We start from the raw sequence: 12,629 nt of genomic DNA, 5'->3' as shown, positions 1-12,629 counted from the left end.
GATCGGACGATCGTCCGATCGCGCTCGACTATTATAATTTACTTGGGGACAATTAATCCACCCTGCTATTTTTCGGAAAATGCGGAAGAGCGATCGGGAGCATCTCACTTTTGCAGCCAAAGTAGAAATCTAAGTTTTGAGGGAGTAGGCAGAAGGAAAGAGGAAGAAGGAAGGAGCCAGAAGAAGTGTTTTTACCAATATGAGATGCTCCCGATCGATCGCCCTTTCTAAGGACAATTCAGAAAGGATCTCGCTCACTTCTCCCCTATAATTCCAATCAATCCCTCTTTCAAAGACTGGATATCTACATCTTGAAGCCTTCCCAATTTTTTGAGAATCAGTTGCATCTCAATTGTCGTAATAACTGGCTTAATCATAAAAGCTTTTAAAAGCCCAGCCGATCGCCAATCTGTGATGATAATATCACAGACTTTTGGGCTAATGCTAACTTGGCTAGTTATACCCATAAGAATGCGATCGGGATATTCTGCATTATAAACGTCAGAACTAATAACAACTGCTGGACGTTTTTTAGTGGTAGTTTGATCTGTAAAAGGAAACGGAACTAAAACCACGTCACCAAAATTATAACTCGTCATACTCCGCGTCCTCTGGGTTATCCCAAATTTTAGCAAAAGCTGCTTCTGAGAGTTTAGTTGCAGTATAAACGAGAAGACGATCTTCACTTCGCGTTAAAAGGAAATCGATAAAATCTTCTAATACCGTAATTTTATCGGGCGGTAAACTACGGATTTTTTCCATCAGCTTTGTTTCCTGGTTTGGGGCGACACTCATGTTATCTCTCACTTCTTAATGTTAAATCAGCATATATTGTAAAAATACTAGGAAACTCCCTGAAGTTATTTGGCTCACAAACTGTTTAGAGTTACCACTATTTTTATGATAACATACATTCGTAGATAGTGCAAAAAAACTAGCAAGTATTAATAACGCCATATTCACCGATAAACTATGAAAAAAATCATCATTGGCATCATGGGCCCCGGCGAAAGTGCCGCATCAACTGACTTAGAAAACGCCTATCAACTCGGGCAACTCATCGCCGAAGCAGGGTGGATATTGCTAACTGGCGGCAGAAATGTCGGCGTCATGGATGCCGCCAACAAAGGAGCAAAATCAGCTAACGGTTTAACAGTCGGCATCCTTCCGGGGAATGACACTCGCGGCATTTCTGAATCTGTAGATATTGCGATCGTCACCGATATGGGAAACGCCAGAAATAACATTAACGTTCTTTCTTCAGATGTAATAATTGCCTGCGGTACGGGCACGGGCACTGCTTCGGAAATCGCCCTCGCCCTCAAAGCTAACAAACAAGTTATATTGTTAAATCACAGCGCCGAAAGTCAAGTTTTTTTTAAATGTTTAGCACAATTTAACATCTTTGTGGTAAACAATGCTGTAGAGGCTATGAATCAAGCTCGCGAAATCCTAGCAAATTCAAGATGAAATCCAAGATGAGAGTAAGCAAATTCAACTTTTGTGCGATCGGCATTTTCCTGACTTTGGGGATTTTCGTCAGTACCAAAGCAGACGGAAGAATTGCACAGTTCAGTTTCAACAACAAATCCACTCAAAAATTAGCACAAACCCTCCCTCCTCCTCCCCCTTTCGCACAGCCTGTTACCGAACAAGAAGCGCCACCTATTCGCAGCGAATCCGTGCCGGATCAAATAGCTTTAGCAACCCATTTGCAGACCATCAAAGCTAGAATGTACGGTGCTTACTGGTGTCCTCACTGTCACACGCAACAAGAACTTTTCGGCAAAGAAGCATTTACCGCAATTACTTACATTGAGTGCGATCCCAGAGGCAAAGATGCTCAACCGGATTTGTGCAAAGCTGCCAATATTAAAGCTTATCCCACTTGGGAAATTCGGGGGAAATATTACACGGGGCGGCAATCTTTGGAAAAACTGGCTATTTTATCCGGTTATAAAGGCAGCAGCAATTTTCTGCCACCGGTTCCCTCTCCTTAAAAATATCTAAATTAGTTCACACTTGCACTCGCCCACTAAGAAACCGGGTTTTTGAACCGAGATTGACTGTTTTCAGCAATTATTTTGGTAAAAAACCCGGTTTCTCGCCACCCGTGCGTGCAAGAGTATAAATGTAGGGTACCCACGGCGCACCTAAAATTATGATTTTTATGAATCCAACTTCTGAATAATCTGAATTGACATCACAGCGAGCTGGTTATTTAATGGTAATTAGGCGGACAGATATATGTCAATTTCAGACTAGCAGTTATTCAGGAGACTGAAGCGATGCAGTTACAATTTAGCAATAAACAAATAATCTGGAGCAGTTTGCTGTGCTTTTCGGCAATTGCATTTCCCCTAACAAGCCAAGCTATAACAGTACAAGAAGTACCGAATCCCCGTCAAGTAAATAACACTTGGGTAACGGACAAGGCAAACATTCTCAGCAACAGCACCGAAACTCAGCTAAATCAAATGATTTCGGATTTAGAGGCGAAAAATGGCTCAGAAATCGCTGTTGTGACAGTGACTGGTACTAAACCATCGGCGACACCAAAAGCATTTGCTACAGAACTATTTAAATTTTGGGGTATTGGCAAGAAAGGTAAAAATAACGGAGTTTTATTGTTGATTTCTTCGGGGGAACGCCGCGTTCAAATTGAAACAGGTTCTGGCATTCAAAGCATTTTGCCGGATGCTAAAGCAGTGGGCATTATTCAAGCCGAAATTACGCCCCGATTTAAACAGCAGGACTTTGACGGGGGTACATTAGCCGGGACAAAGGCGTTAGTAAATGTTTTACAAACTCCGACGGTAAATGCTCAATCTCAAACCACGCTACCTTTGGCTCCAATCGTACCATCTCAAGGGGTGAAACCGTCACCAACACCTAGTCAATCGCCAGTTATTAGCAATAGTACCTCCACAGGTGAAGATTCATCGAATTCAATCTATGACTTACTTGGGTTCTTATTCATAGCATTTATACCTTGCTTCATTATCTTCAGGATATTTGGCAGCTTATTTTCTGGGAAATCTCCTTTCCCCTCCCGCAGCCGTTATCAGGGCAATAACCGCAGTGACTATAGCAGTAGCGACTCCGGGGGTAGCTTTGGCGGGGGCGAGTCTAGTGGTGGGGGTGGCGGTGGGGATTGGTAATTCGGGAAGCGAGGTAGAAACCGAGTTTTTTTAGCAGGAATTAGTCCCCCTCTGCGGGTAAGAAAGTTTGTATAGTTGCGCTTTCAACCGCCAAACTCGCGATGGAGTAGCTAGCTAAAATACTCTTCAACAATTTTCAAAATCCGCGAGGCGGCCAAACCGTCCCCAAAGGGATTAATTGCCATTGCCATTGCGTTGTATGCTTCCGCATTGCTCAGCAATTCTGCCGCTGCTGCTGTAATTATATCAGAATTAGTACCAACGAGTTTAGCAGTACCTGCAGAAATTGCTTCTGGTCTTTCTGTGGTTTCTCGTAATACTAAAACTGGTTTGCCCAAACTAGGTGCTTCTTCTTGCAAGCCGCCGGAATCAGTTAAAATTAAATGACATCTCTGAATTGCTCCTACTAATTCTGCGTAATCTAAAGGTTCAGTTAAAAAGACTCTCGGATGGTCGCCCAAAAGAGCTTTTAAAGGTTCTCTGACTGTGGGATTTCGGTGTAGAGGTAAGAGCAAGGCTGTATCGGGAAACTTATCTAAGATTTGGAGAAATGCCCGCGCAATTCCTGCTAATGGTTCTCCCCAATTTTCGCGGCGGTGAACTGTTGCTAAGATAGTGCGATATTTGCTCCAATCTAAATTGGGAATGTTGCATTCTGGTTGGCGTTTGGCGACAGAAAGCAAGGCATCGATTACTGTGTTGCCTGTACGGTGAATTTCTCCCAAAACGCCCGATCGCCCTAAATTCTCTTGAGCCAGCTCTGTCGGGGCAAAATGCAGCCGTGTGAGCTGAGATATCAACCGTCGGTTAGCCTCTTCGGGGTAAGGATTGAACACGTCGTCTGTCCGCAATCCCGCTTCTACGTGACCTACGGGTATTTTCTGGTAAAATGCAGCTAAAGCAGCGGCAAACGCTGTGGTTGTATCGCCCTGTACTAACACGATTTGGGGCTGCAATTCTTTAAACAAGGCTTCCAAACCCTGCAAACTCCGGGATGTAATATCCGTCAAGGTTTGCTGGTGCTGCATAATTGCTAAATCCCGATCGGCTTTTAGATCGAACATTCGCATTACTTGCTCGACCATTTCTCGGTGCTGACCGGTTAAAATTACTTGGGTGTCAAAGGTTGGCGAATTTTTGAACAGTTGAATTACTGGGGCTAGTTTAATCGCTTCCGGGCGAGTTCCTAAGACGATGCAAACGCGGTGTGTGGCTTCGGGCATGGTAAAATTGGGTAGTTGAGATTTGCGAGGCTCTTAAAGGCTGAAGATTTTAGAGCTGGTTTGAATCTTTGGTTAACAAGATTTATTTTTTTATGAACCGCAGAGGGCGCAGAGGGCGCAGAGGAGGGAGAGAAGAGAGATAGAAAGTGGTTTGACGTTGGGTGGGGGCGGGTTTTTGAGATTGTGAGTTTTAGCCAATTATTGTCGGTGAAACCCGCCCCTACAGGATTATTGATATTAGTACATTTTTGTTAATTGCTTATGCCCTATCGTTACATTCTATTTTACAAACCCTATGATGTTTTAACTCAATTCACTGACAATTCAGGGGAAGTTAAACGCAGAACCCTGAAAGATTATATTCCTATTCCTAACATTTATGCAGTAGGAAGGCTCGATCGCGATAGTGAAGGTTTGTTGCTGCTAACCGATGATGGACAAATGCAGCACCGCCTCAGTGACCCGAAATTCGCTCACCCCCGCACTTACTGGGTGCAGGTGGAACGAATTCCTGATACAGGTGCGATCGCTGCTTTGCAGACAGGTGTCACAATTCAAGATTATCGGACTCGATCGGCAAAAGTGCAATTATTGTTAGAAGAACCCGCTTTGCCGCCCCGCGAACCGCCGATTCGATTTCGCAAAAACGTGCCGACAGCTTGGCTGGAAATGACTCTGACAGAAGGCCGCAACCGTCAAGTGCGCCGGATGACCGCAGCAGTAGGGTTTCCGACGCTGCGGCTGGTCAGATGTGCGATCGGGCATTTGCGTCTGGAAGGCCTCAAACCCGGTGAATGGCGCGAATTAACTCAAGCCGATTTTAGATTTTAGATTTTGGATTTTAGATTGGGGAATTACAGTCAACCGCCTTGACATTTAGGACATTCTTGATATCTGAAACTATGACTGCGACTGCATTTCCCTTCTTCCTTCTTCCGACTTCCTGATATCCGTTACATCCGTTACATCCGTTACACAATCCGTTGCCGAACTTCCTTCTTCCTTCTGCTTACTTTCGAGGGGGCAAAATAAAACTCTCGTTTCCATCCCGATCTTTTTGCACCTGAGCTCCCAACTTGACAAGAGCTTGTCTCGCCCTTTGACGCACCAACTTATCAGTTGTTTGAGCATAAACCGTGCTCCAAGCAGTAAACCGCACCGGCACGCTATCGGGATCTCGGCGCAAAAACTCAGCAGTTGCTCGAAACCTCGGCGCCAATGAAGCTCCTTCTGGGGTTCCTTCCACCCAATCAGCGGCCATTTCGTGGGAGCGAATTGACTCGGGAATATCCCCCAACAGCAGCAACTCATCAATACCTTTCGTTCGCCACACTATCCACGATTGGGAATGAAGTTGGGGCGAAAGGGCAAGGGCCCTAGTACCACGCTCTATAAAGTTAACAGCAGTTTCAGGGTTTCCTTGATAAAAAGAAATAGCTGTGGAGAGAAACAGGTAGATGTCAGCCCACCGCGGGTCGCGCTGCGTAACTATGTCAAAATAATCTTGGCTCAGATTGTAGCCCGTCACATCTCGCGCTTCGTCGTCGCCAAAATACTGCAAAAATTTGAGAAATGTCCAATCTGCAATTAAATTATCAAATCCAAAACTAGGGATAGTTTTGAGCATTCTCAGCCGCAGGGCTTCTTGCTGCGCTTCTTGCTGTGCGGCTCGCTTGAAACTGGCAGCGGATATTCCAGAGGGCGGGTTTTGCCCCTGAACGCCAACTGGGGACATTCCGCCTAACTGCCCGCTAGACTGCATGGCGACGACCCCCGCCAGCGCTGCTAGACCAATAACTCCATTAAGGAGCAGGCTCAACCACTTACGCGAAAATTGTTCGATTTTAGCTTCCACGGCACTTTATAAATCCAAGTTTTAAATTAAGTTTATTGAAAGAGAGTAATAATTGGTTGGCGATCGACTATGAATCTCGTTAGACTGTCCAAAGGGATGGTGGAGCCTCCACACAATAGTTTAAGTAGTAGTGTGAGATTTTTTAGCAATATAAAATCTCAAATCAAAAATCTAAAATCGAATTGAGCCAAATTCAATGAATCAAGCCCGCAAACGCTTTTCTAAGTTACAGGCAGCCCTGTTCAGTGGGGCGATGGCAACAACCGCTTCGATATCTTTACTCGTTCCCGGCCTGAGCCAATCAGTCCGCGCCGAACTTCAAGATAGCCCCAAAGCTGTCTTAGATGAAGCTTGGCAAATTGTGAACCGAGACTATGTTGATGGCAGCTTTAACAAGATTGACTGGCAAGTAACCCGCCAAGAACTGCTGAGCAAAAATTATACCTCTCGCGAAGCTGCCTACACGGCCCTCCGCAAAGCCCTAGAGAAATTAAACGACCCCTACACCCGCTTCATGGACCCGAAGCAGTACGAAGCGCTGACGAATCAAACCTCTGGGGAACTGACAGGGGTGGGGATGAGGCTGGAAGAAGACGAGAAAACGAAAGCGATTAGGGTAGTCGAGCCGATGGAAAATTCCCCGGCCCTGAAGGCAGGGATTCTAGCGGGCGATACGATTTTGGTGATTGACGGCAAAACTACCAAAGGCATGACTGTCTCGGATGCGGCTCAGATAATTCGGGGCGATGAAGGCACGAAAGTCACGCTGCGGATTGCTCGTGAGGGCAAAAGTGAATTTGACATCACTCTGACTAGGGCGAGAATTGAGGTAGCAGCGGTTCGCTACAGCCTCAAGAATGAAGGCGGTCAGAATGTCGGTTACATCCGTTTACAAGAGTTTAGCTCCCACGCGGGCGAACAAATGCAGGCGGCGATTAAAAAGCTCACGGCTCAGAAAGCTGACGCTTTTGTGTTGGATTTGCGGGGGAATCCCGGCGGGTTGCTGCGAGTGAGTATTGATATCGCTCGGATGTGGATGGATACAGGGGCGATCGTCCGCACAGTCGATCGCACGGGCGATTCTCAGGAAATGAAGGCAAATCGCACTGCGCTCACTGACAAGCCTTTGGTGGTGCTCGTGGACGACAACTCGGCCAGCGCCAGCGAGATTTTGGCCGGTGCTCTGAAGGATAATAAGCGCGCAACTGTGATCGGCGGCCAAACTTTTGGCAAAGCTTTGGTGCAGTCGGTGCATTCTTTGGCTGATGGTTCGGGATTGGCGGTGACGATCGCTCACTACTATACTCCCAACGGTACGGATATCAGCCAGAAGGGGGTTACTCCCGATGTTAAGGTGGAAGTCACCGACGAACAAAAGTTGAAATTAGCTAACAAACCGATGTTGGTTGCGACTCAGGACGATCCTTGCTACGCGCAGGCGATCGTACTTTTGCGAACTACCGCTTCGTCTCCCCGTCCCGTTGCTGGTAATGAAGCTCTTGTTCCTCAGAAGTAGTTGAAATTAGCACTTATTAACAATTAGCTTTAAGATGAAACCCGCACCGGCGGGTTTTGTTTTTGTAGTTTAATTTAGTCTCAAATTGCTAGAAAATGGTTTGTAATAACAGCCAACTATAGCGGTTCTCAAAAAAGTGAGGTATTCGCTATGTCCTATGCCCTATGCCCTATGCCCTATGCCCTATGCCCTATGCCCATGAGTACCTCATCTTTCTGAGAAAGGCTATATTTAATCCTACTATAATACTAGCCACTAACCAAGCTACCGCTTTCAGCCAAAATGGATTCACAAACTCTCCCATTAAGCGCTGGTTCGAGGTAAACATTACCAAGGGAATTACTGCAAAGGGTAATTGCAAACTGAGAATCACTTGACTGAAAACCAGCAAATTAACCGAGATGCGTGCGATCGACTATGATTAGGTCGATCGCCAAAAATCACTCTTGTCAACGTTCCTGATTTGAGAGGTTTTTAAATTCGCGAGTTCCCTGATAACCTGATAAATCAGCTAACTCCTGCAAAGATTTTTGCCCTGGGTAAAACTTACCATTAATTTCCCAAGTAGGAGTACCCTGAATCTTGGCAGCTTCGCAAAGATCGGGGCGAGCATTTTTCCCTTGGGGATTGCACTCGATATAATTGAGAATGCGAGCCGCTTCTTTCCCAAAACTTTCCTTCTGCATCTGACAGTGATCGCAGGTAAAAGAGCTGTACATTTTAGCTCCCACTCTTTTTAAATGTTGGGCTAAAGCAATTTCTGAAGTACCAGAAGATGTTGTGGTATTCATACTTGTTTCCTTAGCTGTACCGAGATTATTGACATCGGCATAAAGAGCGAGAGAGGAAATCAGCACTAACATAGACACCAGAATTCCTATAAAAAATAGTTGCCCGATATCATCCCATTCGCGACCGATTAATGCTAAGACAAACAAGCTAGTTGCAAACAAAGCAGACGCAATACAGTAAATACAAGCTGCTTTGATATCAACAGCCAGTACATACATCAGATAGCCGCTGAAAATCGTCATAGCTGTGCTACCAGCAAATAGAAATAGTCCCGTCCAAGACTCTAACTTAGAGCGGAGACTCTTCTGTTCTGCAGGATTAACAAGTAGGGGAGCTACGGCAAAAACTATCATGCTCAAATAGCCCAAAAAACCGAACAAAGAAAGAGGCAAACCAAAGACATAGGCATAGGGACTCGAAAGCACGATATCGCAGCCTTCGATCGGACAAACTGCTGTTCCGTTGGATAACTTGACCACTGTTAGATAAGCAGTGATCGCAGCCCCTATTGAGGCAATTCCTGCCGTGATGGGACGAGAATAGCGGTGAATCCAGGGCTGAGAACGTTGACGACGCATAGTATTTTTGACCTCAAAATGTATGTTTCAATTGTGGGGTAAGGTGGGCAATGCCCGCCCTGCGAACACTCTATTTCAAAACTCTAGTCGCATTGAAAATAGCTGCTAAAGCCACCCCAACATCGGCAAAAACTGCCTCCCACATTGTAGCTAACCCAAAAGCACCAAAAGCAATAAATATGCCTTTGACTAACATGGCAAAAATGATATTTTGCCAAACAATATTGTGAGTTTTTCGGGCAATTTGGATGGCTTCAGCCACCTTGGACGGTGCATCTGCCATAATCACAACATCGGCAGTTTCGATCGCTGCATCCGAACCCAAACCCCCCATCGCTATGCCCACATCAGCCCTAGCAAGCACTGGTGCATCATTAATTCCGTCTCCAACAAAGACAATTTTATCGCCTTTTTTAGATTGACCGATCAGTTTTTCGATCGCCTCTACTTTTCCTTCGGGTAATAACTCGGCTAAGTAGGAATCTAAACCGAGCTTTCTCGCAACACTATCGGCTACAGCTTGATTATCTCCTGTTAGCATCACGATTCGCTCAACACCTAATTTTTTGAGGTCGCCAATAGCCTGTACTGCGTCTTCCTTAAGCTCGTCAGCAATTAAAATGTAGCCAGCGTAGCGGTTGTCTACCGCTAAATGGACGACAGTACCTTCAGCATTGCAGACATCGTGAGGGATATTTTCTCGGTGTAGCAAACGGTCATTTCCCGCAAGCACAATTTGATTATTTACTTTTGCTCGAATGCCGTGTCCCGCTATTTCTTCGTAATCTTTCACATCCGATGAATCTATCTTTCCGCCGTAAGCTTCCAGAATAGATTTCGCTACTGGGTGATTGGATTGAGATTCTACTTTAGCCGCTATTGCCATTAACTCTGTTTGGTGAAAACCATTTTTAGGCACAATTTGTGCTACTTTAAAAACTCCTTTTGTCAAAGTTCCTGTTTTGTCCAAAACAACTGTCTTGACTGCTGTCAGGGTATCGAGAAAAGTCGAGCCTTTAACCAAAATACCGCCCTTGGCTGCACCGCCAATTCCCCCAAAGTATCCGAGAGGAATGCTAATCACCAATCCGCAAGGGCAGGAAATAACTAACAAGACTAGGGCGCGGTAAACCCATAAAAATCTGTCTGCATTCGTTGCTTCTGAAATGAACAAAGGGGGAATTAGAGCCACTGCTAGCGATGCAAATACTACAAAAGGCGTGTAGTAACTGGCAAATTTGGTGATAAATTTCTCAGTTTCAGCTTTTTTGCTTCTGGCATTTTCTACTAATTCCAGAATTCGGGAGATTGAAGATTCACCGAAGAGTTTGGTAACTTTGAGGGTGAGAACTCCTGTCTGGTTAATTGTTCCTGCTAAAACTGTTTCTCCAGCTTTCACGGTTCGAGGTACTGATTCTCCAGTTAGCGCAGACGTGTCAATCTGAGAATTGCCGTCTATAATTTCACCGTCTAAGGGAATTTTTTCTCCCGGTTTGACAAGGATGATATCGCCGACAGCTACTGTTTCTGGTGCAACTTTTTTGATTTCGCCATTTGCCTTGAGGTTGGCGCTGTCTGGGCGAATTTCTAAAAGCGATCGGATCGATTGACGCGATCGCCCAACGGCAAATTCTTGAAAAAGTTCTCCGATTTTGAAAAACAACATCACCCCGACTGCTTCAGGGAGTTTGTGAATAGCTACAGCGCCGAGTGTTGCTATAGTCATTAAGAAATTTTCATCAAAAAATCGACCTCGCAGAATATTGCGACCCGCACTGGTTAAAACATTCCATCCGCTTAAAAGATAGGCTGGGATAAAAACCAGATATTCACCTATAGAATAGGGCGTGTTGTGCAGTTTTTCTTCAAAAATTAAACCGCCGATAAACAGTACAACAACCAATATCACAGGAAGCAATTCTTGCTTGAGGTTAAAATCTCCGTGGTCGTGGCCGTGGCCGTGGTCGTCGTGGTGATGATTCTCATGGCTGCGATTGTCGTCGTCGTGACTGCAACTACAGCAGCCGGAATCGCTCGATTTGGCTTTTTGCATGGTTTTTCCTAGGTTTTTTATAACAGATTATAGTATGAACAGATATTCATATTATAGAGTCAAAAATAAAATCTACTAGATTTTTAACTCAAAATCTAGTAGATTTTATAAAAATCTTGTTAAGTTGGTAGGGAACGTTATGAGGGATTAAGAGTAATAACTATTCTCAGTTTCCGATTGAGAGAGAGAATGATTATCCATAGTCGTTAGTGATTAACTAATTAAGCCGCCGGATAAATTCTAAAGGCAAACCGTCTGTATCGGCAATAAAAGCTACTTCGTAAACATTTGGCCCGATCGCCTGTTGAGTCGGTTCTAATAAAACTTTCAAAGCTTGAAACTGGTTTGGTTGGTATGAAGCAGCTTCGTCAAACCGTTCTTTCAGAGACTGCAACCAGCTAGGCAAGTCAGTTGTCGCCTCAGTTAAATCGAAAGATAAATGATAATATCCAACATAATGCTCGTCTCCGAAAGCATCCGGTGCGGGTTTTGGTTCCGGGATTTGAATTAGTTCGATGCGTCCATTGAGACCTTCCATCCAACAGGCTAGGGTGTAACCTGTGGTAAAGCGATCGCTCACAGTAAATCCCAACTGTTCGTAAAAGGCGATCGCCCGGTGAATGTTAGCAGTGCGAATCGAGGCGTGGTGCATTCGATTTTAGATTTTAGATTTTAGATTTTAGATTGGGGAATTGGGAATTGGGAATTGGGAATTGGGAATTGGGAATTGGGCATTGGGCATTGGGCATTGGGCATTGGGCATTAGGAATAAGAACTAACTAATGACTAATAACTAATGACTAATGACTAATGACTAATGACTAATAACTATTCAAACAACCGAAAATAGGGATATCTAATCGGAACTCCCGGCTCTTTTTCCAAATCAAAATTAATCACTTCCCAGCAAGGGTCCTCTTGGGGATCGGGGCTAAAATCCACAGGCAAACCGTACAGCCTCGGCCGCGGCGATTCCGCCTGACCCCGCCAAGGCGTGCTGCGTTCCAAATAAGCGCTGATTAAGTCCCGATAGCGTTGGGCAACGATCACGCGAGTTGCTCGGTAGCCTTGAGTATACAGTCGATCGAGCGCTTCGTGAATTTCAAACCGAATCCCGTCCGGGTGCGTGTGCTGGCGATACCATTCATTCTCCCAGCGGCGCCAGTGCCGCCCAGACTGAAGGTGAACCAGTTCCCCCGTTTTTGGATCTGCCTCAAATGCCCCGTGACGCGGACACAAATAGGTATCCGTTAGCGTTAGAGCCGGAATTGTTTGGCGACAGTGGGGACACTGAATTTCCGGGCCAAACATCGGGTATTGCAAGGCAACTTCAATCATTTATTTGCGTCCCAGCATATTTTCTCTGCAAAAGTGGTTAGAGTCGATAGGGGCATTTCTACCCCTACCTCTCCTTCAGAACGGAACGTGAAACTTTCGCTTCATTCCGCTCC

Annotated in this window: 15 protein-coding genes; 6 read left to right on the top strand and 9 right to left on the bottom strand. The window is 45.2% G+C overall.

The genetic code is table 11. From position 1 onward, the window contains the following. Positions 1–231: hypothetical protein (locus QUB39_RS29640; protein WP_333240933.1), on the top strand; the 231-nt coding region annotated here is incomplete at its 5' end. 23 nt (positions 232–254) lie between these two features. On the opposite strand, the gene QUB39_RS29635 is transcribed toward QUB39_RS29640, so the two are convergent. Both QUB39_RS29635 and QUB39_RS29630 read right to left on the bottom strand, forming a co-directional pair. After that, the gene (locus tag QUB39_RS29635; RefSeq protein ID WP_333058329.1) at positions 255–599 is read right to left on the bottom strand and encodes a type II toxin-antitoxin system PemK/MazF family toxin; all 345 of its coding nucleotides are present in this window, start codon (positions 597–599) and stop codon (positions 255–257) included. After that, on the bottom strand, positions 586–762 hold the full coding sequence (locus tag QUB39_RS29630; protein ID WP_333212743.1) for a toxin-antitoxin system, antitoxin component, Xre family protein: 177 nt from the start codon (positions 760–762) through the stop codon (positions 586–588). Before QUB39_RS29630 ends, QUB39_RS29635 begins: the two co-directional genes overlap by 14 nt. A gap of 210 nt (positions 763–972) precedes the next feature. On the opposite strand from QUB39_RS29630, the gene QUB39_RS29625 reads away from it, so the two are divergent. The 3 genes from QUB39_RS29625 to QUB39_RS29615 all read left to right on the top strand — a co-directional run bounded on the left by QUB39_RS29625 (position 973) and on the right by QUB39_RS29615 (position 3,161). Continuing rightward, a complete protein-coding gene (locus QUB39_RS29625) occupies positions 973–1,470 on the top strand; it encodes a TIGR00725 family protein (RefSeq protein ID WP_333058331.1) in 498 nt (165 codons plus the stop codon). 8 nt (positions 1,471–1,478) lie between these two features. Next, complete coding sequence (locus QUB39_RS29620) at positions 1,479–2,000, top strand: hypothetical protein (RefSeq protein WP_333058332.1); 522 nt, start codon at positions 1,479–1,481, stop codon at positions 1,998–2,000. A 288-nt stretch (positions 2,001–2,288) separates the two neighbouring features. Beyond that, positions 2,289–3,161, top strand: a complete 873-nt coding sequence (locus QUB39_RS29615; protein ID WP_333315295.1) for a TPM domain-containing protein — start codon at positions 2,289–2,291, stop codon at positions 3,159–3,161. A 110-nt stretch (positions 3,162–3,271) separates the two neighbouring features. Here the strand turns inward: QUB39_RS29615 and wecB are convergent, their stop codons facing one another. Beyond that, positions 3,272–4,384, bottom strand: a complete 1,113-nt coding sequence (gene wecB / locus QUB39_RS29610) for a non-hydrolyzing UDP-N-acetylglucosamine 2-epimerase (RefSeq protein ID WP_333264346.1) — start codon at positions 4,382–4,384, stop codon at positions 3,272–3,274. A 261-nt stretch (positions 4,385–4,645) separates the two neighbouring features. Here wecB and QUB39_RS29605 point away from each other — a divergent pair, with 261 nt between their 5' ends. Beyond that, on the top strand, positions 4,646–5,215 hold the full coding sequence (locus QUB39_RS29605) for a pseudouridine synthase (protein WP_333058335.1): 570 nt from the start codon (positions 4,646–4,648) through the stop codon (positions 5,213–5,215). 178 nt (positions 5,216–5,393) lie between these two features. On the opposite strand, the gene QUB39_RS29600 is transcribed toward QUB39_RS29605, so the two are convergent. Beyond that, positions 5,394–6,239: a hypothetical protein gene (locus QUB39_RS29600; RefSeq protein WP_333212748.1), complete on the bottom strand. Its 846-nt coding sequence runs from the start codon at positions 6,237–6,239 to the stop codon at positions 5,394–5,396. Positions 6,240–6,435: 196 nt separating this feature from the next. Between QUB39_RS29600 and ctpB the strand changes: the two genes are divergently transcribed. Beyond that, a complete protein-coding gene (gene ctpB / locus QUB39_RS29595) occupies positions 6,436–7,755 on the top strand; it encodes a carboxyl-terminal processing protease CtpB (protein WP_333212749.1) in 1,320 nt (439 codons plus the stop codon). A gap of 190 nt (positions 7,756–7,945) precedes the next feature. Here the strand turns inward: ctpB and QUB39_RS29590 are convergent, their stop codons facing one another. The 5 genes from QUB39_RS29590 to QUB39_RS29570 form a co-directional block, all read right to left on the bottom strand. Next, entirely contained in the window at positions 7,946–8,146 is a 201-nt protein-coding gene (locus tag QUB39_RS29590; RefSeq protein ID WP_333212751.1) for a divalent metal cation transporter, read from the bottom strand. 58 nt (positions 8,147–8,204) lie between these two features. Beyond that, positions 8,205–9,125 carry a vitamin K epoxide reductase family protein gene (locus tag QUB39_RS29585; RefSeq protein WP_333264349.1) on the bottom strand — a complete coding sequence of 307 codons (921 nt, stop codon included), beginning with the start codon at positions 9,123–9,125 and terminating at the stop codon, positions 8,205–8,207. A 70-nt stretch (positions 9,126–9,195) separates the two neighbouring features. Beyond that, entirely contained in the window at positions 9,196–11,178 is a 1,983-nt protein-coding gene (locus tag QUB39_RS29580) for a heavy metal translocating P-type ATPase (protein WP_333397422.1), read from the bottom strand. Positions 11,179–11,395: 217 nt separating this feature from the next. Further along, positions 11,396–11,830 (bottom strand): VOC family protein, encoded by a 435-nt coding sequence (locus QUB39_RS29575; protein WP_333397424.1) that lies wholly within the window; start codon positions 11,828–11,830, stop codon positions 11,396–11,398. A gap of 176 nt (positions 11,831–12,006) precedes the next feature. After that, the gene (locus tag QUB39_RS29570) at positions 12,007–12,516 is read right to left on the bottom strand and encodes a TIGR02652 family protein (protein WP_333058340.1); all 510 of its coding nucleotides are present in this window, start codon (positions 12,514–12,516) and stop codon (positions 12,007–12,009) included. Positions 12,517–12,629 lie beyond the last annotated feature (113 nt).

Source organism: Microcoleus sp. AT8-B5 (assembly GCF_036705565.1).
Lineage (GTDB): Bacteria > Cyanobacteriota > Cyanobacteriia > Cyanobacteriales > Microcoleaceae > Microcoleus.
This window is presented reverse-complemented; position numbering and strand designations above follow the sequence as displayed.